27 protein-coding genes are annotated in these 24437 nt (G+C 72.3%); 17 read left to right on the top strand and 10 right to left on the bottom strand.

Annotation, left to right across the window (positions count from 1 at the left end; all coding sequences use genetic code 11):
- Positions 1–105: 105 nt before the first annotated feature.
- The 4 genes from ACLQ29_RS26150 (at position 106) to pheA (ending at position 2698) form a co-directional block, all read left to right on the top strand.
- Positions 106–564 (top strand): hypothetical protein, encoded by a 459-nt coding sequence (locus tag ACLQ29_RS26150; RefSeq protein WP_393364878.1) that lies wholly within the window; start codon positions 106–108, stop codon positions 562–564.
- Positions 565–630: 66 nt separating this feature from the next.
- Complete coding sequence (locus ACLQ29_RS26145; RefSeq protein ID WP_425774094.1) at positions 631–1020, top strand: ACT domain-containing protein; 390 nt, start codon at positions 631–633, stop codon at positions 1018–1020.
- Positions 1021–1239: 219 nt separating this feature from the next.
- On the top strand, positions 1240–1731 hold the full coding sequence (locus ACLQ29_RS26140) for a hypothetical protein (protein WP_425774093.1): 492 nt from the start codon (positions 1240–1242) through the stop codon (positions 1729–1731).
- Positions 1732–1741: 10 nt separating this feature from the next.
- Positions 1742–2698 (top strand): prephenate dehydratase, encoded by a 957-nt coding sequence (gene pheA / locus ACLQ29_RS26135; protein ID WP_425774092.1) that lies wholly within the window; start codon positions 1742–1744, stop codon positions 2696–2698.
- A gap of 46 nt (positions 2699–2744) precedes the next feature.
- On the opposite strand, the gene ACLQ29_RS26130 is transcribed toward pheA, so the two are convergent.
- The 3 genes from ACLQ29_RS26130 to ACLQ29_RS26120 all read right to left on the bottom strand — a co-directional run bounded on the left by ACLQ29_RS26130 (position 2745) and on the right by ACLQ29_RS26120 (position 4533).
- Positions 2745–3467: an AIM24 family protein gene (locus tag ACLQ29_RS26130; RefSeq protein WP_357065944.1), complete on the bottom strand. Its 723-nt coding sequence runs from the start codon at positions 3465–3467 to the stop codon at positions 2745–2747.
- A 104-nt stretch (positions 3468–3571) separates the two neighbouring features.
- A complete protein-coding gene (locus ACLQ29_RS26125; protein ID WP_425774179.1) occupies positions 3572–3919 on the bottom strand; it encodes a metallopeptidase family protein in 348 nt (115 codons plus the stop codon).
- A 182-nt stretch (positions 3920–4101) separates the two neighbouring features.
- Positions 4102–4533, bottom strand: a complete 432-nt coding sequence (locus ACLQ29_RS26120; RefSeq protein WP_110564777.1) for an OsmC family protein — start codon at positions 4531–4533, stop codon at positions 4102–4104.
- Between the two features lie 130 nt (positions 4534–4663).
- Here ACLQ29_RS26120 and ACLQ29_RS26115 point away from each other — a divergent pair, with 130 nt between their 5' ends.
- From ACLQ29_RS26115 to ACLQ29_RS26105, 3 genes are all read left to right on the top strand, one after another.
- Positions 4664–5407, top strand: a complete 744-nt coding sequence (locus ACLQ29_RS26115) for a hypothetical protein (RefSeq protein ID WP_425774091.1) — start codon at positions 4664–4666, stop codon at positions 5405–5407.
- A 238-nt stretch (positions 5408–5645) separates the two neighbouring features.
- Positions 5646–6467 (top strand): HAD family hydrolase, encoded by an 822-nt coding sequence (locus tag ACLQ29_RS26110; RefSeq protein WP_425774090.1) that lies wholly within the window; start codon positions 5646–5648, stop codon positions 6465–6467.
- Positions 6467–7279, top strand: a complete 813-nt coding sequence (locus ACLQ29_RS26105) for an HAD family hydrolase (protein WP_425774089.1) — start codon at positions 6467–6469, stop codon at positions 7277–7279. Before ACLQ29_RS26110 ends, ACLQ29_RS26105 begins: the two co-directional genes overlap by 1 nt.
- A 5-nt stretch (positions 7280–7284) precedes the next feature.
- Here ACLQ29_RS26105 and ACLQ29_RS26100 read toward each other — a convergent pair whose 3' ends face one another.
- Entirely contained in the window at positions 7285–7887 is a 603-nt protein-coding gene (locus tag ACLQ29_RS26100; RefSeq protein WP_425774088.1) for a bacterial proteasome activator family protein, read from the bottom strand.
- A gap of 83 nt (positions 7888–7970) precedes the next feature.
- On the opposite strand from ACLQ29_RS26100, the gene ACLQ29_RS26095 reads away from it, so the two are divergent.
- The gene (locus tag ACLQ29_RS26095) at positions 7971–8768 is read left to right on the top strand and encodes an alpha/beta hydrolase family protein (protein ID WP_425774087.1); all 798 of its coding nucleotides are present in this window, start codon (positions 7971–7973) and stop codon (positions 8766–8768) included.
- Positions 8769–8848: 80 nt separating this feature from the next.
- Positions 8849–10036 carry an ABC transporter substrate-binding protein gene (locus tag ACLQ29_RS26090; RefSeq protein WP_425774086.1) on the top strand — a complete coding sequence of 396 codons (1188 nt, stop codon included), beginning with the start codon at positions 8849–8851 and terminating at the stop codon, positions 10034–10036.
- 66 nt (positions 10037–10102) lie between these two features.
- Here the strand turns inward: ACLQ29_RS26090 and ddaH are convergent, their stop codons facing one another.
- On the bottom strand, positions 10103–10927 hold the full coding sequence (gene ddaH / locus ACLQ29_RS26085) for a dimethylargininase (RefSeq protein WP_425774085.1): 825 nt from the start codon (positions 10925–10927) through the stop codon (positions 10103–10105).
- 68 nt (positions 10928–10995) lie between these two features.
- Here ddaH and ACLQ29_RS26080 point away from each other — a divergent pair, with 68 nt between their 5' ends.
- Positions 10996–11460 carry an Lrp/AsnC family transcriptional regulator gene (locus ACLQ29_RS26080; RefSeq protein WP_393364909.1) on the top strand — a complete coding sequence of 155 codons (465 nt, stop codon included), beginning with the start codon at positions 10996–10998 and terminating at the stop codon, positions 11458–11460.
- A 25-nt stretch (positions 11461–11485) separates the two neighbouring features.
- Entirely contained in the window at positions 11486–12490 is a 1005-nt protein-coding gene (locus ACLQ29_RS26075) for a zinc-binding dehydrogenase (protein ID WP_425774084.1), read from the top strand.
- Here ACLQ29_RS26075 and ACLQ29_RS26070 read toward each other — a convergent pair.
- The 3 genes from ACLQ29_RS26070 to mobA form a co-directional block, all read right to left on the bottom strand.
- A complete protein-coding gene (locus ACLQ29_RS26070; RefSeq protein ID WP_425774083.1) occupies positions 12487–13593 on the bottom strand; it encodes a T3SS (YopN, CesT) and YbjN peptide-binding chaperone 1 in 1107 nt (368 codons plus the stop codon). The two genes, ACLQ29_RS26075 and ACLQ29_RS26070, sit on opposite strands and share 4 nt — an antisense overlap.
- 81 nt (positions 13594–13674) lie before the next feature.
- On the bottom strand, positions 13675–13941 hold the full coding sequence (locus ACLQ29_RS26065) for a DUF6457 domain-containing protein (RefSeq protein ID WP_425774082.1): 267 nt from the start codon (positions 13939–13941) through the stop codon (positions 13675–13677).
- Positions 13938–14600: a molybdenum cofactor guanylyltransferase gene (gene mobA / locus ACLQ29_RS26060; RefSeq protein WP_425774081.1), complete on the bottom strand. Its 663-nt coding sequence runs from the start codon at positions 14598–14600 to the stop codon at positions 13938–13940. The genes ACLQ29_RS26065 and mobA overlap by 4 nt, the downstream gene beginning before the upstream one ends.
- Before the next feature lie 85 nt (positions 14601–14685).
- On the opposite strand from mobA, the gene fdhD reads away from it, so the two are divergent.
- Positions 14686–15552: a formate dehydrogenase accessory sulfurtransferase FdhD gene (gene fdhD / locus ACLQ29_RS26055; RefSeq protein ID WP_425774080.1), complete on the top strand. Its 867-nt coding sequence runs from the start codon at positions 14686–14688 to the stop codon at positions 15550–15552.
- A gap of 3 nt (positions 15553–15555) precedes the next feature.
- Here the strand turns inward: fdhD and ACLQ29_RS26050 are convergent, their stop codons facing one another.
- Positions 15556–16326, bottom strand: a complete 771-nt coding sequence (locus ACLQ29_RS26050; RefSeq protein WP_425774079.1) for a GAP family protein — start codon at positions 16324–16326, stop codon at positions 15556–15558.
- A gap of 118 nt (positions 16327–16444) precedes the next feature.
- Positions 16445–17491 (bottom strand): DUF4192 domain-containing protein, encoded by a 1047-nt coding sequence (locus tag ACLQ29_RS26045; protein WP_425774078.1) that lies wholly within the window; start codon positions 17489–17491, stop codon positions 16445–16447.
- A gap of 173 nt (positions 17492–17664) precedes the next feature.
- On the opposite strand from ACLQ29_RS26045, the gene ACLQ29_RS26040 reads away from it, so the two are divergent.
- The 5 genes from ACLQ29_RS26040 to ACLQ29_RS26020 all read left to right on the top strand — a co-directional run bounded on the left by ACLQ29_RS26040 (position 17665) and on the right by ACLQ29_RS26020 (position 24376).
- The gene (locus ACLQ29_RS26040) at positions 17665–18570 is read left to right on the top strand and encodes a fructosamine kinase family protein (protein WP_425774077.1); all 906 of its coding nucleotides are present in this window, start codon (positions 17665–17667) and stop codon (positions 18568–18570) included.
- Positions 18567–19580, top strand: a complete 1014-nt coding sequence (moaA, locus tag ACLQ29_RS26035; protein WP_425774076.1) for a GTP 3',8-cyclase MoaA — start codon at positions 18567–18569, stop codon at positions 19578–19580. Before ACLQ29_RS26040 ends, moaA begins: the two co-directional genes overlap by 4 nt.
- 3 nt (positions 19581–19583) lie before the next feature.
- Positions 19584–19838: a MoaD/ThiS family protein gene (locus tag ACLQ29_RS26030; RefSeq protein ID WP_425774075.1), complete on the top strand. Its 255-nt coding sequence runs from the start codon at positions 19584–19586 to the stop codon at positions 19836–19838.
- Between the two features lie 10 nt (positions 19839–19848).
- Positions 19849–21141: a metallophosphoesterase gene (locus ACLQ29_RS26025; protein ID WP_425774074.1), complete on the top strand. Its 1293-nt coding sequence runs from the start codon at positions 19849–19851 to the stop codon at positions 21139–21141.
- A 61-nt stretch (positions 21142–21202) separates the two neighbouring features.
- Positions 21203–24376, top strand: coding sequence for a UvrD-helicase domain-containing protein (locus tag ACLQ29_RS26020; protein WP_425774073.1), 3174 nt, complete (start codon positions 21203–21205; stop codon positions 24374–24376).
- The last annotated feature ends 61 nt before the right edge of the window (positions 24377–24437 follow it).

Below are 24437 nucleotides of genomic sequence, written 5' to 3'. Positions count from 1 at the left end.
CGACCGCCCCGGTTCACGCTGCGCGGTTCGGTGACCCGGTGCGCTCGGTGATTCCGTCGGCGACCCGCTAGCGTGGACAGTCGATCGGTGCACATAGGAGGCGCGGTGGCCCACGTCGAACTTTCGCTCTCAGAAGCGTTCGTGCCGGCGGCGCGGGCCTTGACAGAGCCGGAGTCCGGCAACGTCGGCCAGTGGTCCTCGACGGTCTCCCGGGCCGACGAGCCGTGCCTGCTGATCGACGCCGACACCCTGGTGTTGGCGATCTCCACCGCTGGCTGCGAGCTGCTCTGCCTGGGCGAGCCGGACGGCCTGATCGGGCGACCGCTGCTCAACGGCGGGCTGCGCCTTCTCGACTTCACGGCCAACCGGGGCGAGCTGACCGAGGCCGAGATCGACAAGATCCCGCCCCTGCTGGCGCTCACCTCCGGCCGCCTCGCCCGCGGGTTACTCCGGGTGCAGGGCGCCTCCGCGGACAGCTCCGACGCGACAGTCGACGCGATCTCCACCCCGGTGCTCACCGACGGTGCCGTGGCCGGCTCGCTCACCTTCTTCTCCGAGGTCTGACCAGCGGCGAAGCCGCGCACGGCGTTGCTGGCTCAGCCTTGCGCGAGGAAGCCGTAAGGTGCCCTCATGCTCAATATCGCCGTGCTGCCAGGGGAATACGCTGTGTGTCGGCTGGCCGCCGGCACCGCCCTGCCGTACGCGTTGTCGAGCGGGCTGAGCGGCACCGACGTGGTGACGGTGAGCTGGACCTCCGACGGGATGTCGGTGATCTGCCCGGCAGACCGGGTGCCGGCGCAGGCCGTGGTGGAGACCGTCTGGCGCTGTCTACGGGTCACCGCGCCGGTAGAGTTGGCAAGCACCGGCAGCCTGGCCGCGCTCGTCGACCCGCTCGCCGAGGCACGGGTCAGCGTGCTCACCTTCTCCACCTTCGACACCGACTATCTGCTGGTGCCGGCCGTCCGGCTGACCGAGGGCACGGCCGCGCTACAGCGCGCCGGGCACCGCGTCACCGGCTGACCTTCACCCGGTCGGCCGCTGACCCTACGATGGGCTCGGCCAACCCCGGCCGCGACGAATCTCCGATGTCCCGAGGATCGGCCCGTGCCGTTCACCCCACCCCGCCCCTCGTCTCCCCCACGACGGGCGACGTCCCACATCCCACCGGCGGCTCCCGGCCGGGCATCCGATCACGCCCCGGCGCGGCCCGCGATCCGGATCCGACCGGTAGCTCTCGCGGTGCTCGCCGTCGCGGTACTCACCGGCTGTGGCGCCCCGCCCCAGTTGTCGGAGCCCACCGCCGCACCGACCCGCACCGCAGCCCCGACGGCATCCGGCCCGAGCACACCACCCACCGGCCCGCCGGCCAGCGCACCACCACTCGGCACGGTTACGCCCACTCCGGACGCCGGGCTGGTCGCGACGGCCTGCCGGAACGGCCCGACCGGTCAACGGGTGGTGCAACTGCTGCGGGGCCGGGCCGGAGTGCTGCCGGCAAACGTCCGGGTCCAGGTCCGCACCGGGCCGCTCTGCGCCGCCGAGTGGCAGTACACAGTCCTGACGGTGACCGGCCACGAGGAGCTCCAGGTGGTCACCCGGGGCCGGGCCGACGCACCGACCCTGGTCACCGCCGGCACCGACGTCTGCACCATCGAGGTACGCGCCACCGGCCCGGCCGGGATCCGGGCCCTCGCCTGCGACGCCGTTCCGACCCTCCGGCCGAGTGCGTAGGCTGATCGCCATGCCGGGAACACCGCCGACACACTTCGTCTACCTCGGGCCGGAGGGCACCTTCGCCGAGCAGGCCCTGCGCTCCCTCCCCGCCGCCGAGCGGGGGACCCGCACGCCTGCCCGCAGCGTCGGGGAGGCGCTGGACAACGTCCGGACCGGAGACGCCGACGCGGCGCTGGTGCCGCTGGAAAACTCGATCGGCGGCGCGGTGGGCGTCACCCTTGACGAGATGGCCGAGGGCGAGCCGTTGGTGATCACCCGAGAGGTGATCCTGCCTGTTGATTTCGTGCTCGGTGCTCGGCCCGGCACTTCACTGACCTCGATCCGCACCGTGGCGGCCCATCCGCAGGCCTCCACCCAGTGCCGGGGCTGGCTGCGCGACAATCTGCCGGACGCGGTGGTGGTCGATGTGCTCTCCAACGGCGCGGCCGCCGCGGGCGCGGGTGCCGGCGCGTACGACGCGGCGATCTGCGCGCCGATCGGGGCAGCCCGGCACCGGCTCACGACACTCGCCGACAAGATCGCTGATCACCCCGACGCGGTGACCCGGTTCGTGCTGGTGTCCCGTCCCGGGCCACCCCCGCCGCCGACCGGCGACGACCTCACCTCGCTCGCGGTCTACATCGCGCACGACCGGGTCGGCGCGCTGCTGTCGGTGCTGATGGAGCTGGCCGTCCGGGGCGTCAACCTGACCCGGATCGAGTCCCGCCCCACCGGGGAGGCGCTGGGCCGGTACGTCTTCTTCCTGGACTGCACCGGGCACGTGGCCGACGTACGACTGGGCGAGGCGTTGCAGGGGCTGCGCCGGGTCTGCGCGGAGGTTCGCTTCCTGGGCTCGTACCCCCGGCACCGGTGGGCCGAGGCGGCGGCCGATCGGCCGGTGCCCGCGCCGGCGGGCCTCTCCGACGCCGACTACGTCGACGCGGCGGCCTGGCTGGTCCGACTGCGCACGGGTGAGCTGACCTGACCGGTGCGGGCGCCCCTCCACACGGGGAGCGCCCACACCGAGGTGGTCAGCTCAGCAGACCGCCGAGCAGGCCGCCCTCCTGCTGCTGTTGGCCGCTGCCCAGGACCGGCGGCTCCTCGGACGGCTGCACCACCACGAAGCCCTGGCCGGCGAAGCTCATCGTGAACGACTCGCCGGTGCGTCGGCCCAGCAGCGTGCCGAGGCCCAACTGCTCGGCCCGGTGGTAGCCGGTCTGCAGGTTGGCCGACCAGCAGACCGCGGCCTGCGGGTCGACGTAGGTCGGGGCGTCCACGTTGAGCACGACGGGAGTGCCCTTGGTGGTGATGGCGATCCGTCCGTAGCCGCTGAACACACAGTTGAACAGGCCGGACGACGAGGCCATCCCGGCGCCGCCGACCATCCTGATGTCGTACTGGAGGGTCGAGTCGAAGGCGAGCACGCTGGACCCGTTGATGGAGAGGGCGTCGCCCGGCTCCAGGTCGATGATGTGCACGTCCTTGGCGAGTTCGGCGAGGAAGACGTCACCGTGACCGGAGACCTTCATCAGGGGGACACCCTCGCCGGTGAGCTTCTGCTTGAGAAACTTGCCGAGCCCGCCCGAGCCCAACGCCTGAAACTGCACATTTCCCTGGTAGGCGACCATCGACCCGACCCGGGCCATCGCCTCACCGTTGAGTTCGATCTTCAACATCTTGGAGTTCTGCAGCCGCATGCCGGGCTGCGCGGACTCCTTCTCCAGATTTTCGGCGGAGAACAGCTCACTGCGCATGAAAGGGTGCCTCCTGACAGGGTTGCGGTCGCTGCACCGAAGGTAGGCGACCGGAGCAACCACGGGCCATCGGCCGAGCGGCGACCGCGCGGCTGCCGGTGGGCTCAGCCCCAGCCCAACGCGTGCAGCCGTTCGTCGTCGATGCCGAAGTGGTGGGCGATCTCGTGCACGACTGTCACCGCGACCTCGTCGACGACATCGTCGTCGTTGTCACAGATCCGCAGGATCGGGCGCCGGTAGATGAAGATCCGGTCCGGCAACACGCCGGCGTAGTCCCAGCCGCGGCTGGTGAGGGCGTGACCTTCGTAGAGGCCGAGCAGGTCGGCCTCGCCCTGCGGCGGGTCGTCCTCGACGAGGATGACCACGTTGCTCATCAGGCCGAGCAGCTCCTCGGGCACCTCGTCGAGGGCGTCGGCAACCAGTTCCTCGAAGCGCTCACGGGTCATCTCCACCGGCACGTCACCCATTCTGCCCGATGCCGGACCCGGCGGGCCCCTCGTGACGTGCCGCTGGCCCGCCCCGCAGGCTCACGGAGAGAGCGACCGCCCAGGGGTGGGCGGCTGCTCTGTCCGTGAACGAGCGGTTGTGGGTCGACCGGCAGTTGTGGAGCGATCGGCTGTTGTGGGTCGACCGCTCAGGACGCCAGGCGCGCGCTGAGGGTGATCTCGGCACCCGGCGAGAGCAGGCGGGAGATCGGGCAGTTGGCCTTGGCTGCCTCGGCGAGCTTCTGGAACTCCGCGTCGTCGATCCCCGGGACCTGGCCGACGGTCTCCAGGTCGATCCGGGTCACGGTCATGCCGGCGTCGGTCTTGTCCAGGTGGACCTTGGCGGTGGTCTCGACCGAGGTGGCCGTCGAGCCGGCGTCGGCAAGCGCCTTCGAGAACGCCATCGAGAAGCAGCCCGCGTGCGCGGCGGCGATCAGCTCCTCGGGGTTGGTGCCCTCGCCCTCCTCGAAGCGCGACTTGAAGGAGTAGTTGCCCGACAGGCCGCCCTTACCGGTGCGGACCGTGCCGGCACCCTCGGTGAGATTGCCCTGCCATTGTGCTGAAGCGGTACGGATAGGCATGAGGAGAACGCTAGCGGAAAGGTGACCGTCGAGCGACCGACCGGCACGGACGCCTGCCGTGCGATCCCTGTCACCACGGGCTGGCTGTGCCATGATGCGACCAGGTCCGTGACCGGCGGAGGGATGGCCGATGTCCGACGAGCTTCCGATCCCGCGGCAGGGCGACCGGTCCGAAGGGCCGGCCGTGATCGAGTGGGGTGCTGTCGACCCGGCCCCACGCCGCCGTTTCGGCTGGTCCCTGGCCGGTCTCGCCGGTGACCCCCGGCTGCCTCTGCTGCTCGCCGGACTCGGGGCGGTGGCCGGTGTCGCCTCGCTCGTCGGCGAGTGGCTGGTGATGAGCCTGCCGAACGGCGGGCCCGAGGGTGAGAGCACGATCGAGGTGCCGGCCGGGGTGTCCGAGGTCGGTGGCTTCGGGGTCGGCTACCTGGTCGGGCTCCTCGGTCTCGTCTGCACCGTGGCGCTGGCCCTGCGGGGCACGGCGGCCGTCCGACCGAACGCCCGGCTCGCCGGTCTCACCCTCGCCGGCGCCCTGCTGGCGCTGCTGGTCGCCGCCATGGCCACCCTCGACGACCCCGGTCAGCGCAACTTCTTCTACTCGCCGCAGGACGGCTTCCGGGCCGAGTACGGCCGAGGCGTGGTGATGGCGTTCGCCGCCTGTGTGCTGTTCGCGGCTGCCCTGCGGCTGGCGCCTACCGCACCCCCGGGCGCGTTCGCCGGGCCACCGGACGATGACCCGTCCGCCGACGCGCCACCATCACGACCCTGGCGCCGCCGCCTCCGCAACCCCGACCCACTCGACGACGGCCCACCCGCCCCAGCCGACCTGACGGTCACCCCCGCCGCCCCCTTCGCCCGCCCCGACACCCAGCCCTGACCCGCGCACCCGCTCGCTGCGCCGATCTTGCACTTTCTGTCCCGACATCAGGTGCATCCCACGCATAACGGCGACGGAAAGTGCAAGATCGCGCGAGGGGGGTTTGTTCGCGTCCGATTCGTCTGGAAGCCATGGATGCGACCCGTTCCGCGAGGTACGGTTGCTGCCCGCCGTGACGCCAGGGTCTCCTCACCAGAAGGGGACAGCAGGCGCGACGGCGGTGGGCGAAGGAGGAACGATGACCCGCCCGGGACTGCCCAAGCTGATCGCCACCGACCTCGACGGGACGCTGGTCCGCAGCGATGACACCGTCTCCGCGTACACCCATGGGGTGCTCGACCGGGTGCGGGCCGCCGGAATTCCGGTGGTCGGCGCGACCGGTCGCGGCCCTCGGCTGACCGAGTTGACCCGCAACGACATCCGGGCCGCCGACTTCCTGGTGCTGGCCGGTGGTGGCCGGGTGGTCGACCAGAGCGACCCGGCCGGCCCGGTGGTGCTCCGCGACGAGCGGCTGCCCGCCGAGGTGCTGGCCCGGCTGCTCGCCGACCTGGAGGCCGAGGTCGGCCCACTGACCGTGATGGTCGAGGCGTCCGACGAGCACGACGCCCCGCTCTGGGGTGACTACCACGAGAGCTGGCCCTACCAGGACCGGTTCGAGGCACGCAGCCGCGCGGAGTGCCTCTCCTGCGACGTGATCAAGGCGTTCGCCCGGACCGCGGACCACCACGTGGACGAACTGCTCGCGGTGGCCCGCCGGATCATCTCGCCGCAGGTCGCCACGCTCACCCAGGCCGGGCTCGGCTTCATCGAGATCTGCCCGCCGGGCGTGGACAAGGCGACCGGGCTGACGGTGGTGGCACAGAGCCTCGGGGTGGACCCGGCCGATGTTCTCGTCTTCGGTGACATGCCCAACGACCTGCCGATGTTCGAGTGGGCCGGCTGGTCCCGGGTGGCGGTGGCCAACGCGCACCCCGACCTGCGTGCCGCCGCCGACGAGGTGACCCTGCGCAACGACGACGACGGTGTGGCGGTGTATCTGGACCGGCTACTGTCCCGGTGATGGGAGAGACGCCTCGCCTGATCGCCACCGACATCGACGGCACGCTGATCCGCGACGACCACACAGTCAGCGCACGCACCGCCGACGTGCTCGCGCGGATCTCCGCGCGCGGCACGCCGGTCGTCCTGGTCACCGGCCGTCCGGTCCGCTGGCTCAAGATGGTGTACGACCAACTGGCCGAGCCGTTGCCGGCCGTCTGCGCCAACGGCGCGGTGGTCTACGACCCGTTCTCCGACGAGGTACTGCGAGCCGACCCGCTCGCGCCGCACCACCTGGCCGAGGTGGCCCGGAGGCTACGGGCCGAGGTGCCCGACATCAGCTTCGCGGTGGAGATCCTGGACAGCCGGGAGATGCGGCACGAGGCGCACTACCCGCTGCGGTGGGACGTCGACCCCGTGGGCATCCGACCAATCGAGACGCCCGAGGAGTTGCTCTCGGTGCCGGCGGTGAAGCTGCTCGCTCGAGCCGGCGAGCAGGACCCGGACACGTTCGTCGAGTTGATCGCCGCTGCGGTGGCGGGGCTGGCGGAGGCCACGCACTCGTCGTCCTCCGGTCTGGTGGAGATCTCCGCGGCCGGGGTGACCAAGGCGGCCGGGCTGGCCTGGTACTGCGACCGGCTCGGGGTACGCGCCGCGGACGTGGTGGCCTTCGGTGACATGCCGAACGACGTGCCGATGTTGAGTTGGGCCGGCCGGGGCGTTGCGGTGGCCAACGCGCACCGCGCCGTCCTCGCGGTCGCCGACGAGGTGACAGCGGCGAACACCGAGGACGGCGTGGCGGCGTACCTGGAGAAGGTTTTCGGGGTGGACTGAGCCGGTTACAGGTACTGGCCGGTGTTGTGGCCCTCCCCGCCGCCCGGCTGGCCGATGCCCGACACCCCGGGGACGATTCCGCCGGGGCCGCTGGGCAGCGCCTGCCGGCCGCCGCGCATCTGCTCCAGTTGGACCCGGGCGGCCATCTGCTGGGCCACCAGGGCCGCCTGGATGCCGTGGAACAGGCCCTCCAGCCAACCGACGAGCTGGGCGTGCGCGATCCGCAACTCGCCCTCGCTGGGGGCCTTGTCCTCGGTGAAGGGCAGCGAGATGCGCTCCAACTCGTCGCGCAGCTCGGGGGCGAGGCCCTCCTTGAGCTCGACGATCGACCGCTCGTGGATCTCCCGCATCCGGTTGCGGCTCGCGTCGTCGAGAGGTGCGGCTTTCACCTCCTCCAGCAACTGCTTGATCATGCTGCCGATCCGCATCACCTTGGCCGGCTGTTCGACCAGGCGGGTCGGGTCCTCACCCTGGCCCTCGTCGGTCTGCATCGTCCCGATCGGCCGGCCGTCCGGACCGACCACCACAACAGTGCCGGGGTGGCCGGAGTCGTCGGTGCCCGGCTCGTCGTCGTGTCCAGCTGAGCGCGCTTCGGTCATGGGGTCCATCTTTACCCAGCGGGCGGGACCCGTGGCACCCGGGACCGGCTACCGGGCCCGAAACACCCGCGCGGGCGCGCTACCGTCGCCCCATGCCTGCCGACCCGCGTGCCGTGTTGACCCGGCCCGCAGCGGAGCCCGACCTCACCGTGGCGTACGGCCACCACGCGGACCAGGTGGCCGACCTGCGGCGCCCGTCGGGAGCTGGCCCGGCGCGCCCGCTCGTCGTCGTTCTGCACGGCGGTTTCTGGCGGGTCGAGTACGACCGGCGGCACACCGACCCGCTGGCTGCCGCGCTCGCCGCCGGTGGCTACCCGGTGGCCCAGCTGGAATACCGGCGGACCGGGCAGCCGGGAGGTGGTTGGCCGGGCACGTTCACCGACGTGCTGAGCGGGGTGGCCGAGCTGCCCGCGCTGGCCGCCGAGGCCCTGCCCGGCCGGGTGACCGGGGCCGCGCCGATCCTGGTCGGGCACTCCGCCGGCGGCCATCTGGCGCTCTACGTGGCGGCCACCGCCGCGGCGACGGTGGGTGGGGTGCTGGCCCTGGCCCCGGTGGCCGACCTGGGTGAGGCGTACCGGCGGGACCTGGACTCGGGTGCGGTCGCCGCGTTGCTCGGTGGCGGCCCGGCCGAGGTGCCGGACCGGTACGCGGTGGCGGATCCACGATTGTTGGTACCCATGCGGACACGGACGGTAGTTTTGCACGGCTCGGAGGATCAGCAGGTTCCGGTGGAGATGAGCCGGGCGTTCGTCGCGGAAGCAACCGCCGCAGGATCCGATATCTCCCTTCTTGAACTGCCCGAATGCGAGCATTTCGGGCTGATCGATCCGGAGTCCACGGCGTGGCCTCAGGTCCTTGCCTCGTTGCGGTCCCTGCACGTTGATCACTAGCCATTGACGCAGCGTCGCGGACCAGGTAGAACGCCGGAGGGGCGGTGTTCAGCCCTGCAACGCTCCCTGGAAGGAACTCGGTGTCAGAGATGAATCGCAGGCGCGCGCTCCAACTGTTGGCCGCGCTCGGTACCACCGGATTCGTCGCGGGGTGCGCCTCCGACACCGACGCGCAGCCGACCGTCAACCGCGGCCCGGTCAAGATCGGGCTGATCACGCCGAAGGCCGGCGGTTTCAAGAGCATCGGTGACGACATCACCAACGGCTTCCAGCTCTTCCTCGACCTGCACGACAAGCGGCTGGGCGGCCACCCGGTGGAGCTGCTGACCGCCGACGAGGGCGACACCGCGAAGACCGGCAAGGCCGCCGTCGACGGGCTGCTCAAGCAGGGCGTGCTGGCGCTCACCGGGGTGGTCAACTCGGCGGTGATGGTCGGCATCCGGGACACCGTCGAGCAGGCAAAGGTCCCGCTGATCGGCTCCAACGCCTCGCCGAGCAGCCTGCAGAGCGTCTTCTACATCTGGCGGACGTCGTACGTGCTGGACGAGGCCGGGCGGGCGCTGGGCCGCTACCTGCGCGACCAACTGCCGTCCAACGGTCGCGTCGCGATCATCATGCCGGAGAACGTCGGCAGCCCGGACGTGGTGCGTGGCTTCCGGCAGGAGTTCGGCGCGACCGACCCGCGGATCAGCGACCCGGTCACCTACACCAGCGCCAACCCCAACCCCGGCAAGACCACCTTCGCCTCCGACATCAGCAGGGCGTTGGCCAAGGAGCCCACCGCGGTCTTCTGCTTCTTCGCCGGCGCGGCCGCTGTGGAGTTCATCAAGCAGTTGCGGGAGAAGTTCAGCGGGCCGGTCTACGCGCCCGGCTTCCTCACCGAGGGCAACGTGCTGGAGAACCTCAAGGAGAACGCGCTGGGCATCCAGACCGCGCTCAACTACTCGGCCGACCTGAACAACACGTCGAACCGGGTCTTCGCCTCGGCCTACCGCAAGAAGTACCAGGTCACGCCCACCACGTACGCCATGGCGTCGTACGACGCGGCGCAGGTGCTCGACCAGGCGATCCAGCTGACCGGCGGCTCGCCCAGTCCACAGCAGGTCAACCTGGCGCTCGGCAAGATCGGCCAGATCGACAGCCCGCGCGGCATCTGGCAGTTCAACCAGCCACGCACGCCCCAGCAGAAGTGGTATCTGCGCGAGGTGCAGCGTGACGGCCAGGTCATGTCGAACGTGCTGATCAACGAGCTGGCCACGCTTGGCTGACGCCCGCCGGCGGCACGATTCGGGGCCGGTCTCCCACTGGGAGGCCGGCCCCGACGCACGAGCGGATCAGTGCCGCAGCTCGGCGATGCAGCACTTCACACTGCCGCCGCCCTTCTTCAGCTCGGCCAGCTCGACGGGGACCGGGGTGAAACCGGCGGCCTTGAGCTTGCCGGCCAGCCGGGTGGCCTCGCTGTTGAGCACCACGTTCGCGCCGTCGCTGACCAGGTTCAGCCCGAAGGCCAACGCGTCGGCGTCGTCGGCGATCACCGCGTCCGGGAAGAGGTGGGTGAGCACCCGCTGGCTCGCCGCGGAGAACGCGCCCGGGAAGTAGATGACGTTCGAGTCGTCGAGGGCCGCCAGCGCCACGTCCAGGTGGTAGAAGCGGGGGTCGACCAGCCGCAGCGACACCACCGGGCGGCCCAGCGCCTCCTGCGCCTCGGCGTGCGCCGGAAGCTCGGTGCGGAAGCCGTGCCCGGCGAGGATGAGGCCGCCGTGCGCCTCCGGCACGTACGCGAAGTCACCCTCGCCCTCGTTGGTCTCGCTCGGCGCCACGAACCGCCAGCCCTGCGACTCGTAGAAGGCGTGGTGGACCGCGGCCTCGGCGGCCCGCTGCTCGTGCTTGAACCGGGCGCCGTACACGCTGCCGTCCACGACGAAGGCGCCGTTGGCGGCGTAGACCAGGTCCGGCAGGCCCTGCTCGGGCGTGAGCACGTGCACCTCGTGGCCGAGGCCGACAAGCGTCTCGCGCAGCCGGTCCCACTGTTTGACGGCCAGGTCCCGGTCCACCGGGGTGGTCACGTCCATCCACGGGTTGATCGCGTACTCGACCGCGAAGTGCTCGGGCGAGCACATGAGATATGTCCGCTTTCGCGAGACTCGGTGCTGGTTCACGGTCACTAACAGTAGGTACCGTTGAACTTTGGTAACAGCCACAACCGTTGCTTCCCAGAGGCGGAACGTTGCAGATAGACGCGGTAGACCAGCGGATCATTGCGTTACTCGTCGCCGACGCCCGCGCGTCGTACGCCGACATAGGCACCCGGGTGTCACTCTCCGCCCCGGCCGTCAAGCGTCGCGTCGACCGGCTGCGCGCCACGGGCGTGATCAGGGGATTCACGGCCGTGGTTGATCCCGCCGCCGTCGGGTGGACCACCGAGGCGTTCGTCGAGCTGTTCTGCGCCGGCCGGACCACCCCCGCCCAGATCGGCGTGGCCGCCCGGCGGCACCCGGAGGTGGTCGGGGCGTACACCGTCTCCGGGGAGGCGGACGCGCTCGTGCACCTGCGCGCCGCCGACATCGCCCACCTGGAGGCAGCGCTGGAACGGTTGCGGGCGGAGTCCTTCGTGACCTCCACCCGCAGCACTATCGTGCTGTCCCGCCTGGTCGAGTCCCCCGGCGTCGGCCCGTCCTCCCGCACCGCTTGACCTCAACCCTGGTTGAGGAGATGAAGTGGTCGGGAGCGTGGGCACGCCGCCCACCGCAGCCGAGGGAGACGTGATGCGTGCGGTCTGGTTACGTGAGTTCGGCGGGCCCGAGGTGCTGGTGCCCGGCACCGCGACCGACCCGACACCCGGCCCCGGTCAGGTGCTGATCGACGTCGCGCACGCGAACATCACCTTCGTCGAGACGCAGCAGCGCGCCGGCCGCCCCGGGCCGTTCCGGGTCACCCCGCCCCTGATCCCCGGCAACGGCGTGGGCGGGGTGATCGCCGCCCTCGGCCCGGACGTCGACCCGGCACTGCTCGGGCGGCGGGTGGTCAGCGCGACCGGCGGCTCCGGCGGATACGCCGAACGCGCGGCGGTCGACGCCTCCGCGCCGATCGAGGTGCCCGCCGAGCTGGCCCTGGACGAGGCGGTGGCACTGCTGGCCGACGGGCGTACCGCCACCATGCTTGTCGAGGCGGTCGGCATCCACCCCGGTGACCGGGTGCTGGTGGAAGCGGCCGCGGGCGGCGTGGGCAGCCTGTTGGTACGGCTCGCGGCCCAGGCCGGTGCACGGGTGATCGGCGTCGCCGGTGGGCCGCGCAAGGTGGACCTGCTACCCGGCCTGGGTGCCGACCTGGCCGTCGACTACCTCCAGCCAGACTGGGCCGACCGCGTTCGGGCCCCACTGGGCGGCGTCGACGTGGTGTTCGACGGGGTCGGCGGCGCGGTGGCCCGAGCGGCCTTCGACCTGCTGGACCCGGGCGGTCGCATGGTCAGCTTCGGCCTGGCGAGCGGGGAGTGGTCCCCGGTGTCGGCGGAGGCCGCCACGGCACGGCAGGTCACCCTGGTACGGCCGGACACGTCACCCGCACAACTACTGGCGTACACCCGGCAGGCCCTGGCCGGCGGCGCGGCCGGCCGCCTGCGCCCGCTCATCGGCCAGCGATTCCCGCTGGAACGCGCCGCCGACGCGCACGCCGCCATCGAGGCGCGCGCGACGGTCGGCAAGACTCTGCTGGACGTCGCCTAGAGATACATGCCGGTGCGGTGCTCCGAGTCGTCGCGCCGAACCGGCTTGTCGCCCTCACCGAAGAACCGCTTGCCGCCGAACTCACCGTGCAGCCGGTCGTCCAACTCGTCGGCGAGACCGGTCATCACCTGCACCGCCAGCATCAGGTGGGTGGCCTGGAAGTTGCGGCCGAAGACCGGGATGGACGCCCAGACCGTGTCGTCGGCGCAGTAGAGGCGGCCGATCGGCATCCGGTTGGTCAACTCGGAAAGCTTGACGTAGAGCCGCTCGGTGGGCTCCACCTCGGTGAGCACCGGGGAGAACACGTCCACAAGCGGCGGATTGTCCCGTACCCGCACGAAGACCATCGCCGAGCCGGCCCGGATGGTGATGTCGCCGTCCGAGTCGACCTGCAACCGGTCGGTGTCCGACTTCAGCATCGTGGAGACCACGGTCCGGACCCGATCAGCCAGGTCGAGCACGTCGTCCCGCTCGGCCTGCGCGGAGGCCGCCTCGGCCAGCGCCTCCTCCAGGTCGCCCTCGACGTCGGCGTCCGGGCCGAACTCGCTGCGCGCCGTGCCCAACGGGTCCACGGCCAGCGGCTCACCCTCGGCGTCCTGCACCAGGTAGACGAGGAACGCCGGATGCGGGGCGCCGTAGACGTCCCGCAGCGTCCGGGAGAGCAACGCGGCGACCCGGGTCGACTCGCTCGTCTCCCCGTCCAGCCCGAAGAAGCCACCGGAGCCGGCGACCACCCCGGGCGGCGACCAGCCGAGCGCGACCATGTCCGCCACCGCGCTGCGGTCCAGCCGGTAACCCGCCGGCAGGGTGGCGTTTCCGACCGCCCGCGCGGACAGCCCGCCGCCGTCGCGCACCTCCACGCTCACCGAGTAGACGGCGTCCCCGGTGCCGGAGGCGGTCGGGTCCAGGGTCACCTCCAGGTGCGCGCCGACGGGAAGCTCCCGCAGCCGCACGGCGAGCGCGCGGGCGAACTCCTGCCAGGCCTCGGTCACCTTCGCCCGCAGGTCGGTCGTGCTGGGTTCGTCGAGCAGGATCGATTCCGCCGGCTCAGTCGTAGCGCCGGGCAGGTCACCGAGCGGCGCCGAGGGGTGGTCAGCCGTCATGATCGCCTCCGTCCGTCCCGATCACCCTACCCACGCCGCCCTCGGGCCCCGTCAGCCCGGACCGGGATCGGACAAGGGCAGTCAGGGGGCCGTCGGGTTCGCCGGGTCCGCGCCCAGCTCGACGGGCCAGGCGCCGGCCAGGGCGCTGAGCCGGGCCGCGGCGTCCGCCGGGTCGGCACCCCGGCCGACCGCCAGCCCCAGCAGGTACGCGGTGACCGGCGCGCCCGGCCGCAGCACCTGGTGGGCGACGTCGCGGGCCACATCGAGCACCGCCTCCACGGGCACCCCGGCCGGGTCCAGATCCAGCTCGGCGCACGCCGCCGTCACCCAGTCGTCCATCACCGTCATCGCGCCCACTCCTCCGCCCGGCGTACGTCCTCGTCAGTGTCGCAGTCGAACCAGGGCGGCGGGCCGTCGCCGGACCAGGGCACCTCCCGCACGACGAGCCCGGCCAGCAGCGCCCGGACCGGGGCTCCGGACAGGCTGCCGCCCCGCTCGCCGGTCAGGCGGTCCAGCCCGGCCCGCAGCGCCGCGACCCGCCAGACACCGCAGAGCGACTGTCGCCGCCCGTCCCCGTCGACGAAGCACGCCCCGTCGGCGTTTTCGTCGGTGAGGTGGGTCAGCAGGTCGCCGATCGCCGCCCGGGTGAGCAGCGGCAGGTCAGCGGCGAGCAACGCGACCAGGACGATGTCGGTCTCCAGCAACGCCAGGCCGGCAGCGGCGGCGGCGACCGGCCCCCCACCCGGCGGATCCTCCCGGACGACAAGCACACCCGCCGGCACGGAGTCGGCCGCACCGACAAGCACCCGCGGCGTCGCGTCGCCGACAGCGGCCAGCACCCGGTCACGCATCGGCCGCCCGCCAACGGAAAGCCCGGGCTTGTCGACCCCGCCCATCCGTCGAGCGGCCCCACCCGCAAGCACCACAGCGGCGTACGTCCCCACCCAGCCACCGTAACCGTGCCGCCGCCCAAACGGGCCAACCCGACCCCGCGCCCCGGTGATCATGAGGTTATCGCTCGACACGCCGACGACACGCGCGGACAACGTCATGATCAACGCGCCGGGTATGGGGTGGGTGGAGGATGGCGGGATGGGACGGGCTACTGATCGGCGGGGCGTACTTCGGATCGACCTGGACGCGGCGACCGTCGGGCGCGGGTCCATCCGTCGACCGGACACGCTCGCGGTGGAGGAACCGCTGGAGATCCGGGTCGGCGCGGCCGGACCGGGCCGACGAAAGCCCCTGGCCGTGACCATGCGTACCCCCGGTGACGACCTCGATCTGGCCATCGGGTTCCTGCTGACCGAAGGGCTGATCCGGTCGACCGACGACGTGTTGACCGCGCAGCTCTGCGCTGGCGCGGAGACACCCAACACGTACAACGTGGTGGACGTGACGCTCGCCCCCGGCGTGCCGGAGCCGACGACCGACCCGTCCCGCAACTTCTACACGACAAGTTCCTGCGGCGTCTGCGGCAAGGCCAGCATCGACGCGATCCGCACCCGGTCCCTGTTCCCGGTCGCCGACGATCCGCTCAGCGTGCCCGCCGCGCTCCTCGCCGAACTGCCCGACCGACTACGCGCCGCCCAGCGTGGCTTCGACCGGACCGGTGGGCTGCACGCGGCGGGCCTCTTCACCCCCGGCGGAGAGCTGGTGGTGCTGCGGGAGGACGTGGGCCGGCACAACGCGGTGGACAAGGTGATCGGCTGGGCGGTGCGCGAACGTCGGCTGCCACTGGCCGGGCACCTGCTGCTGGTCTCCGGCCGGGCCAGCTTCGAGCTGACCCAGAAGGCGTGGATGGCAGGGCTACCGCTGCTGGCCGCGGTGTCCGCACCGAGCACGCTCGCCGCCGAGCTGGCGGACGAGGCGGGGATGACACTCGTCGGTTTCCTACGCGGCCGGACCATGAACGTCTACACCGGGCCGCACCGGATCACACTGGAACAGTCGGCCTGACGCTCAGCGACCGATCAGATCGAACAGGGCCAGCCGCGCGGCGGCGTCGCGGGCGATCAGGAAGCCGGCGATGCCGAGGATCCAGCCCAACGCACCGCCCGCCTTCGCGACGATCCAGGCGTTGAGGCGGGCCAACACCGGCTCGACAAACGCCGGGCGGGCCACCCTCGCACCCAGCAACACCACCGCCGGCAGCACCATGACCAGGCAATATCCGGCAAGCAGCGCCACCACGGCCACCGCGCCCACCCCCGAGGTCGCCAACAGACCAACCGCGCCGAGGTACGGCAGCATTGTCGCCACCTCGGCGAGCGCGGCCAGCAACGCCAGCCCGACCAGCCAGCGGGCCGAGGAGTCCCCGGCGGTGGCCCGGTCCCGCCACCGCAGCACACCACCGGTGCGGGGCCGCCGTTTGCCGTCGTAGCGGAAGCTGAGCGCCAGCATCGCGACACCCAGCACCAGTTGCGCCCAGAGGACAGCCCGGTTGTCCAGAGCACCGCCCAGCGCGTCACCCAACCTGCTGCCGCCCCACACCAGCAGCAGCCCCACCGCGAGATAGAACGCCGCGATGGTGGCGAGGTAGCCCAGGATCCGCCGCGCGTTGACCGGCCCCGGGGCGAGCAGCAGCCAGACCGGGATGAAGAGGGTGCCGATGCTGGTGCTGTCCACCAACGCCAGCCCGGCCAACGAGAGCAGCAGTTCGGGGGTCACTCGATCATTGTCGGCCGGCGTACGCCCCGCCGAGTCGGCCGCGATCAGGAGAAACGCGTACATCGTTCGACGGAGTCGCACGGGCGGGACCCGCCCCGGGTGATCGACTCGGGTTTGCTGATATCGGGGTGTCCCGGTAGCGGGGACACCCCGACTTCCAGGAAACCGAGTCGATCGCTCGTCAGCGGCGGCCACGTCGCCTCCGCTTGCGCGGACGGATGACCCCTGGCATCCCGGCCGACGGCCACCCGTCCAGCTCGGACGGGGGCACACCGCGCCGGAGCATGTCGTCCAGCAGCATGGCGAGCGCGTAGTCAGGGTGCAGGCTCAGCGTGCACTCCAGCGCGACCGCCGCCAACGCCCCCTGCCCCGCACGCCAGGCCGCGAACGCCAGCAGCGCGCCCGGCGCGGCGGCAAACTTCGGCTCGGCCCGGCGCAGCACGTCGGTCCAGAGGGCGATGTCCCGATCCCGGCCGTCGGTGCGTTCCCAGGCGTGATCGCGGATCGGCAGGTGGAGCATCAGCACGCTCAACCAGGCCACCTCGTCGTCGTCGAGCCGCTCCCCGCGGCGCTGCCGACGCTGGGCCTCGCGGACCGCCACGACCCCGGCGGAGCACATCGTCCGGTTGCCGAGCAGGTCGCTCGAGGGCGCCTGCTCAAGCAGGTCGGCCAGGCGCAACTCGGCGCGGGCGGTGGCCGCTCGCGCCGCGTCCCGGGACGGCCCGTCCACGGGCGCCACCTGAGCCACGAGGGCCGCGCGGTCGGGGAGCGCGACCTGGCCGGCGAAGACCGCCGAGGCGGTCACCGGGTTGACGGACGGGTCGTAGCGCCGGCCCTCGGGTGGGCAGCAGTCGGGCTCGGCGCAGAGGTAGGACCACCACCGGCCCTCGGTCACCCGCAGCGCGTCGAGCACCTCCAGCCCGGCGGCGACCAGTGCGGCGCGTACCGCGTCCACGGCCGGCGTCACCCGATCGGGTGGACCGTAGCCGACCACGGTGGCGGCCTCCGCGCCCTGCCGGCGGATCACCCCGGCCAGGTGCCGGGCCCGCTCCACGGGATCAGCCGACGGGTCGGGCAGGTCCGCCCGAGCGGCGAAGATGATCTGCCGCCCGAGCAACGCCACCGCGACCACGCTGTCGGCGGGATGGAAGCCGAGCAGGTACGGCACAGCGGCGATCAGGTCGGCGGGCGAGCGGACGGCGAGCTGGGGGCGTTCGGTCGAGGCCATGTCGGAAGCCTGCGGCGGGTTCGCCCGGCCCAACAGGCCCTGTGGACGACACGCGGTTTATCCACAGTTACTTACCGTGTTTTCGCTGCTCAATCGATTTCTACGAGTGCCGAAAGAGGCCCGATGTCATCGGGCGGCACCGTGGCGTCACAGGGAGCGGTTACCGTGCGCTGATGGACCTGGCGTACCTGCGCGCGCACCCGGCACACCTGCCGACCTTCCGGACCCACCAGCGGATCCGGGAGACGCCGGTCGCCGGTGGGCACATCTGCGCCGCCGCCCGGCTCACCCTCGACGACGGCCACTCCGTCTTCGCCAAATCCTGGCCCGAGGACGCCGGCCGACCGGCGCCGGAGGGCTTCTTCGCCGCCGAGGCGGCCGGGCTGCGCTGGCTGCGGGAGGCCAGGGCGATCGCCGTACCCGAGGTGATCGTGGCGTTGCCGGACCTGCTGGCGCTCGACTGGGTGGAGCCCGGCGAGCCGACGCCGGAGGCCGCAGAACGCTTCGGCCGGGAGTTGGCCGACCTGCACCGGGCGGGCGCACCCACCTTCGGTGCGACCTGGCCGGGGTTCATCGGGTCGCTCCCCCAGGACAACACCCCCGCCGACGGGCCCTGGTCGACGTGGTTCGCCGAGCGACGCCTCGTCCCCTACCTGCGACGCTCGGTCGACGGTGGCGCGCTGACCAGCGCCGACGCCATGGTCGTCGAGCAGGTGATCGGTCGGCTCGACGGGCTCGGCGGCGACGAGCCACCGGCCCGCATCCACGGCGACCTGTGGCCGGGCAACGTGCTCTGGGGCGCCGCGGACCGGGCCTGGCTGATCGACCCGGCGGCGCACGGCGGGCACCGGGAGACAGACCTGGCCCAGCTCGCCCTCTTCGGCGGCATCCCGCACCTGGACCGGATGCTGGCCGCCTACCGGGAGAGGTGGCCGCTGCCGGACGGCTGGCGCGACCGGGTGCCCCTGCACCAACTGCATCTGCTGCTCGTGCACACCGCGCTCTTCGGCGGCGGCTACCGAGACGCGGTCCTCCAGGCTGCCCGCGCCGTCCCGGCCCGCGCTACGGTCGACAGGTGAGCGCCGCCCCGAGGACCGATGGCGTCCTCGTCGACAGGTACGACCGCGTCGCCCGGGACCTGCGCGTGTCCCTCACCGACAAGTGCAACCTGCGCTGCACCTACTGCATGCCGGCGGAAGGGCTGCCCTGGTTGGCGGGCCCCGAGCTGCTGACCGACGCGGAGATCGTCCGGCTGGTCCGGGTGGCCGTCGAGCGGCTCGGCGTGACCGAGGTGCGGTTCACCGGCGGCGAGCCGCTGATCCGGCCCGGCCTGGTCGGCATCGTGACCGCGGTGGCCGCGTTGCGGCCCCGACCGCGGGTCTCGCTGACCACGAACGGCATCGGGCTCGACCGGCTGGCCCCGGCGCTGCGCACGGCCGGCCTGGACCGGGTGAACGTCTCACTTGACACTCTGGACGCGGACCGGTTCACCCAACTCACCCGCCGTCCCCGCCTCGACGCGGTGCTGGCCGGGCTCGCCGGGGCGGCCGCCGCCGGGCTCAACCCCGTGAAGATCAATTCTGTGCTGATGCGCGGTGTCAACGAGGACGAGGCGCCCGCCCTGCTCCGCTTCGCCGTCGATCACGACTACCAGTTGCGGATCATCGAGCAGATGCCGTTGGACGCCCAGCACGGCTGGGACCGCGACACCATGGTCACCGCCGAGGAGATCCTGGCCTCCCTGCGTACCGTCTTCGATCTCAGCCCCGACCCGGCCGAGCGCGGGGCGGCGCCGGCGGAGACCTGGCTTGTCGACGGAGGCCCCGCCCGGGTTGGCGTGATCGCCAGCGTCACCCGGCCGTTCTGCGGAGACTGCGACCGCACCCGGCTCACCGCGGACGGCCAGGTCCGCGCCTGCCTCTTCGCCACCGAGGAGTCCGACCTGCGCGCGGCGCTGCGCACCGGCGCGGACGACGACGAGTTGGCCCGACGCTGGCACACCGCGATGTGGGGCAAACGCGCCGGGCACGGCATCGACGACCCGACCTTCCTCCAGCCGACCCGGCCGATGTCCGCGATCGGGGGTTGAGGCGTGGCCCCCACACCGCTGACCGTCCGCTACTTCGCGGGTGCCCGCGCCGCTGCCGGGCACGCCGAGGAGGTCCTACCCGCCGGCCGGTCGCTCGACGACCTCACCGCCGAGTTGGTACGGCGACACGGTGACCGCCTCTCCGCCGTGCTGCGAGTGGCGAGTTTCCTGGTGAATGGCGTCACCTGTCATGATCGTGATGCACCCCTGCCGGCCGGGGCCACGATCGATGTTCTGCCCCCGTTCGCGGGCGGCTGAGGAGGCGCACATGTTGGCGGTTCTGGGGTTCGTGGGCGTCCTGGCGCTGACCACCAGCCTCATCCACCTCTACCTGTGGAAACGGCTCGTTCGGGACACCACGACCCCGGGCCGCTGGCGGCGGGTCGGCGGGATTGCCGCCCTGGTACTGGCGCTGCTCGTGCCGGCCACCCTCGCCGGGACGCAGGCCGGTCTCTACTGGCTTGCCTGGCCGGGCTACCTGTGGCTCGCCGTGATGTTCTACCTGCTCGTCGTGCTTGCCGTCCTCGAAGTGCCGATGCTCGTCACCCGGCTGGTGCTGCGCCGCCGGCTCACCGCCGCCGAGCCGACCACCGCCGCGCCCGAACCGGTGCTCGTCGCCACCGCCGAGCCGACCACCGCCGCGCCCGAGCCGGTGCTCGTCGGCGCCGCCGGGCCCCCCGAGTCGCCGGCCACCGACGCCGTCAGGGCCCCCGACCACGACCCGGCCCGCCGGCTGCTGCTGGCCCGTGGGGCGGCCATCTTCGCCGGCCTCACCGCCACCGGCATCACCGGGTACGGCGTACGCACCGCCCTCGGCCCGCCACGCCTCGACCGGGTGCAGATCCCCCTCGCCAAGCTCCCCCGCAGCATGGACGGCCTGCGCATCGCGACCGTCTCCGACATCCACCTCGGCCCACTGCGCGGCCGGGCACACACCGAGCGGATCGTCGCCGCGATCAACCGGCTCGACGCCGACCTGGTCGCGGTGGTCGGGGACCTGGTCGACGGCTCGGTCGCCGAACTCGGCCCGGCCGCCGCGCCGCTGCGCGACCTGCGCTCCCGCTACGGCAGCTTCTTCGTCACGGGCAACCACGAGTACTACTCCGGTGTGGAGGAGTGGGTCCAGGAGGTCGACCGGCTCGGCCTGCGGGTGCTCCAGAACCAGCGGCAGGAGATCCGGGCCCGGGGCGGCGTACTCGACCTGGCCGGCGTGAACGACCTGGACGCCACCGGGAGCACCGGCCTCGCCGCCGGGCCCGACTTCGCCGCCGCCCTCGGCGACCGTGATCCGAGCCGTCCCGTGGTGCTGCTCGCCCACCAGCCGCTGGCAGCCGTCGAGGCCGCCCAGTACGACGTCGACCTGCAACTGTCCGGGCACACCCACGGTGGGCAGGTGGTGCCGTTCAACCTGGTCGTCCGGCTGGCGCAGCCGGTGGTCAGCGGCCTCGGCGAGGTCGACGGCACAAAGGTCTACGTGACAAACGGCGCCGGCTTCTGGGGGCCGCCGGTCCGGGTCGGCGCGGAGCCGCAGATCAGTCTCGTGGAGTTGCGCTCGGCATAGCGGACGTCACGTCCGCGCGTGGCGGCCGTCGGCCGGCGCGGCGGGCGTGACAGGATGCGGCGTGCCCCCGTTCAGTGCCGTACCCTCCGGTGGCCTCTCGCCATTCGTCGCGGACCTGCACATCCACTCGAAATACTCGCGCGCGTGCAGCCGCGACCTCACCCTGCCGAACCTCGGCTGGTGGGCGCGTCGTAAGGGCATCGGCCTGCTCGGGACCGGCGACTTCACCCATCCCGCCTGGTACGACCACCTGCGGGAGACCCTGCGCCCGGCGGAGCCGGGGCTGTACCGACTCGACGCCGAGGCGGAGCGGGACATCGCCCGGCGGCTGCCGCCCCGGCTCGCCGGGGCGGCGGAGGCGGACCCGGTCCGGTTCATGTTGAGCGTGGAGATCTCCACGATCTACAAGCGGGACGACCGGACCCGCAAGGTGCATCACCTGATCTACCTGCCGGATCTGGACGCGGTGGCCCGGTTCAACACCGCCCTCGGCCGGATCGGCAACCTCGGCTCGGACGGCCGGCCGATCCTCGGACTGGACTCCCGCGACCTGCTGGAGATCACCCTGGAGGCCAGCCCGGACGGCTACCTGGTGCCGGCGCACATCTGGACACCGTGGTTCTCCGCGCTGGGCTCGAAGTCCGGCTTCGACGCGATCGCGGACTGTTACGCCGATCTGGCCGAGCACATCTTCGCCGTGGAGACCGGCCTCTCCTCCGACCCTGCGATGAACTGGCGGGTCGGCAGCCTGGACGGCTACCAGTTGGTCTCCAACTCGGACGCGCACTCGCCGCCCGCCCTGGGCCGGGAGGCGACGGTGCTGACCGCCGAGCGGGACTACTTCGCCGTCCGGGAGGCGCTGCGGACCGGTGACGGTCTGGCCGGCACCATCGAGTTCTTCCCGGAGGAGGGCAAGTACCACGCGGACGGGCACCGGCTCTGCGGGGTCAACTGGTCCCCGGAGCGCACCCGGGCGGCCGGCGGGCGCTGCCCGGAGTGCGGCAAGCCCCTCACCGTGGGTGTCCTCAGCCGGATCGAGGAGCTGGCCGACCGGCCGGCGGGACACCGGCCGGCACAGGCTCGCGACGTCACCCACCTGGTCCCGCTGGCCGAGATCCTCGGTGAGATCAACAAGGTGGGCGCGAGGTCGAAGAAGGTCGAGGGGCGACTCAACGAGCTGCTCGCCGCGCTCGGCCCGGAGCTGGAAATCCTGACCACGACGCCGCTCACCGACATCGCGCAGGCCGGCGGCGAGCTGCTCGCCGAGGGCATCGGGCGACTGCGACGAGGCGACGTGCGCCGGGTGCCGGGCTACGACGGCGAGTACGGGGTGATCACGCTCTTCGACCCGGCGGAGCTGGGCGCGCAGGAGACCCTGTTCGACGTACCGGTGCCGGCGCAGCGCCGACCCGCGGAGCCGGCGGCCCGGTCGACGGCCAAGCGTCCGGCGGCGAAGGCGGAGCCGAAGCGGAAGCCGATCCCGGCTCCCGCGCCGCCGATCGCGTCGCCGCCGTCCCCGCACGAGCCGTTCGAGCCGATGCTCTCCGGCATGGAGGAGGTCGGCACCGGCCTGCTGGACCGGCTGGACGCGATGCAGCGGGTGGCTGCCTCCGCTCCGGGCGGACCGCTGCTGATCGTGGCCGGGCCGGGCACCGGCAAGACCAGGACGCTCACGCACCGGATCGCGTACCTCTGCGCGGAGCTGAACGTCTTCCCCGAGCACTGCCTCGCGATCACGTTCACCCGCCGGGCCGCCGAGGAGCTGCGACACCGCCTCGACGGCCTGCTCGGCCCGGTCGCCGAGGACGTCACAGTGGGTACGTTCCACGCGCTGGGCCTGACCATCCTGCGGGAGAACGCCGACGCGGCGGGCCTGCCGGCCGACTTCCGCATCGCCGACGACACCGAACGGGCGGCGGCCCGGGCCGCGGCCGGCGACGACGATGCCGCCTACGTGTCGCTGCTGCGCAAGCAGGACCTGGTCGACCTGGACGAGCTGGTCACCCTACCGGTGGAGCTGCTGCGCGCCGACCGGAAGCTGGTCGAGGGATACCGGGACCGCTGGCGGTGGATCTTCGTCGACGAGTACCAGGACGTCGACGAGGTGCAGTACGAGCTGCTGCGGCTGCTCAGCCCGGCGGACGGCAACCTCTGTGCGATCGGCGACCCGGACCAGGCGATCTATTCGTTCCGGGGCGCCGACGTCGGCTACTTCCTGCGTTTCTCCGAGGACTTCACCGACGCCCGGTTGGTCCGGCTCAACCGCAACTACCGCTCGTCGGCGCCGATCCTGGCCGCCGCCGTGCAGGCCATCGCGCCGTCCTCGCTGGTCCGTGGCCGGCGGCTGGATCCGGCCCGACTCGACCCGGAGGCCCCGCTGGTGGGGCGCTACCCGGCGGCGTCGGTGGCCGAGGAGGCCGACTTCGTGGTGCGAACGGTCGACGAGCTGGTGGGCGGGCTGTCCCACCGGTCGCTGGACTCGGGTCGGATCGACGGCCGGTCCACCTCGCTGTCGTTCTCCGACATCGCCGTGCTGTACCGCACCGACGCACAGGCCGCGCCGATCGTCGACGCTCTGGCCCGCGCCAACATCCCGGTGCAGAAGCGCTCACACGACCGGCTGCGGGACCGGCCCGGGGTGGCGGCCATCGCCCGCGAGTTGCGGCACGCCGACGGGTTGGCCGGCTCGCTGGCCGCCCGGGTGCGGTTGGCCGGCCAGGTGGTCGCCGAGCGGTTCGCGGTGCCCACCCTGGATGGCACCGGCACGGTACGCCCCGAGGCCGTCCGCTCCGCCGTGGACCTGCTCACTCCGCTGGCCCGGCGCTGCGGCGACGACCTGGAGGCGTTCCTGTCGCAGCTGGCCACCGGCGCGGAGGTGGACGCGCTCGACCCCCGTGCGGAGGCGGTCACGCTGCTCACCCTGCACGCGGCGAAGGGCCTGGAGTTCCCGGTGGTCTTCCTGGTTGGTGTGGAGGACGGGTTGCTGCCGCTGCGCTGGCCGGGCGCGACGCCCGACGAGGACGCGGTCGCCGAGGAGCGCCGCCTCTTCTTCGTGGGCCTGACGCGGGCCCAGGACCGGCTGTACGTCAGTCACGCCGCCCGCCGCACCCGGCACGGCGCGGAACGCGACTGCGCCCCCTCGCCGTTCCTCGGCAGCATCGACCCGGGCCTCTTCGAACGCTTCGGCGAAGCCGAGCCCCGCCGCCCCAAGGACCGCCAACTCCGCCTGATCTGATCGGCCCCACCCATTCGCCGCACGGTCGTGCGTTTTCGGTCGTCGTCATGCGTGGGATGCA

Origin of the sequence: Micromonospora sp. DT228 (assembly GCF_049841595.1) — a bacterium.
Lineage (GTDB): Bacteria > Actinomycetota > Actinomycetes > Mycobacteriales > Micromonosporaceae > Micromonospora.
The sequence above is the reverse complement of the archived record's forward strand: the minus strand, read 5'-3'. Positions and strand labels throughout refer to the sequence as shown.

Coding starts and splice junctions, on each gene's coding strand:
- ACLQ29_RS26145 (WP_425774094.1), top strand. CDS start 631: ATGCTCAATATCGCCGTGCTGCCAGGGGAATACGCTGTGTGTCGGCTG.
- pheA (WP_425774092.1), top strand. CDS start 1,742: ATGCCGGGAACACCGCCGACACACTTCGTCTACCTCGGGCCGGAGGGC.
- ACLQ29_RS26130 (WP_357065944.1), bottom strand. CDS start 3,467: ATGCGCAGTGAGCTGTTCTCCGCCGAAAATCTGGAGAAGGAGTCCGCG.
- ACLQ29_RS26120 (WP_110564777.1), bottom strand. CDS start 4,533: ATGCCTATCCGTACCGCTTCAGCACAATGGCAGGGCAATCTCACCGAG.
- ACLQ29_RS26115 (WP_425774091.1), top strand. CDS start 4,664: ATGTCCGACGAGCTTCCGATCCCGCGGCAGGGCGACCGGTCCGAAGGG.
- ACLQ29_RS26110 (WP_425774090.1), top strand. CDS start 5,646: ATGACCCGCCCGGGACTGCCCAAGCTGATCGCCACCGACCTCGACGGG.
- ACLQ29_RS26105 (WP_425774089.1), top strand. CDS start 6,467: ATGGGAGAGACGCCTCGCCTGATCGCCACCGACATCGACGGCACGCTG.
- ACLQ29_RS26100 (WP_425774088.1), bottom strand. CDS start 7,887: ATGGACCCCATGACCGAAGCGCGCTCAGCTGGACACGACGACGAGCCG.
- ACLQ29_RS26095 (WP_425774087.1), top strand. CDS start 7,971: ATGCCTGCCGACCCGCGTGCCGTGTTGACCCGGCCCGCAGCGGAGCCC.
- ACLQ29_RS26070 (WP_425774083.1), bottom strand. CDS start 13,593: ATGACGGCTGACCACCCCTCGGCGCCGCTCGGTGACCTGCCCGGCGCT.
- ACLQ29_RS26065 (WP_425774082.1), bottom strand. CDS start 13,941: ATGACGGTGATGGACGACTGGGTGACGGCGGCGTGCGCCGAGCTGGAT.
- mobA (WP_425774081.1), bottom strand. CDS start 14,600: ATGATCACCGGGGCGCGGGGTCGGGTTGGCCCGTTTGGGCGGCGGCAC.
- fdhD (WP_425774080.1), top strand. CDS start 14,686: ATGGGACGGGCTACTGATCGGCGGGGCGTACTTCGGATCGACCTGGAC.
- ACLQ29_RS26050 (WP_425774079.1), bottom strand. CDS start 16,326: ATGTACGCGTTTCTCCTGATCGCGGCCGACTCGGCGGGGCGTACGCCG.
- ACLQ29_RS26045 (WP_425774078.1), bottom strand. CDS start 17,491: ATGGCCTCGACCGAACGCCCCCAGCTCGCCGTCCGCTCGCCCGCCGAC.
- ACLQ29_RS26040 (WP_425774077.1), top strand. CDS start 17,665: ATGGACCTGGCGTACCTGCGCGCGCACCCGGCACACCTGCCGACCTTC.
- ACLQ29_RS26025 (WP_425774074.1), top strand. CDS start 19,849: ATGTTGGCGGTTCTGGGGTTCGTGGGCGTCCTGGCGCTGACCACCAGC.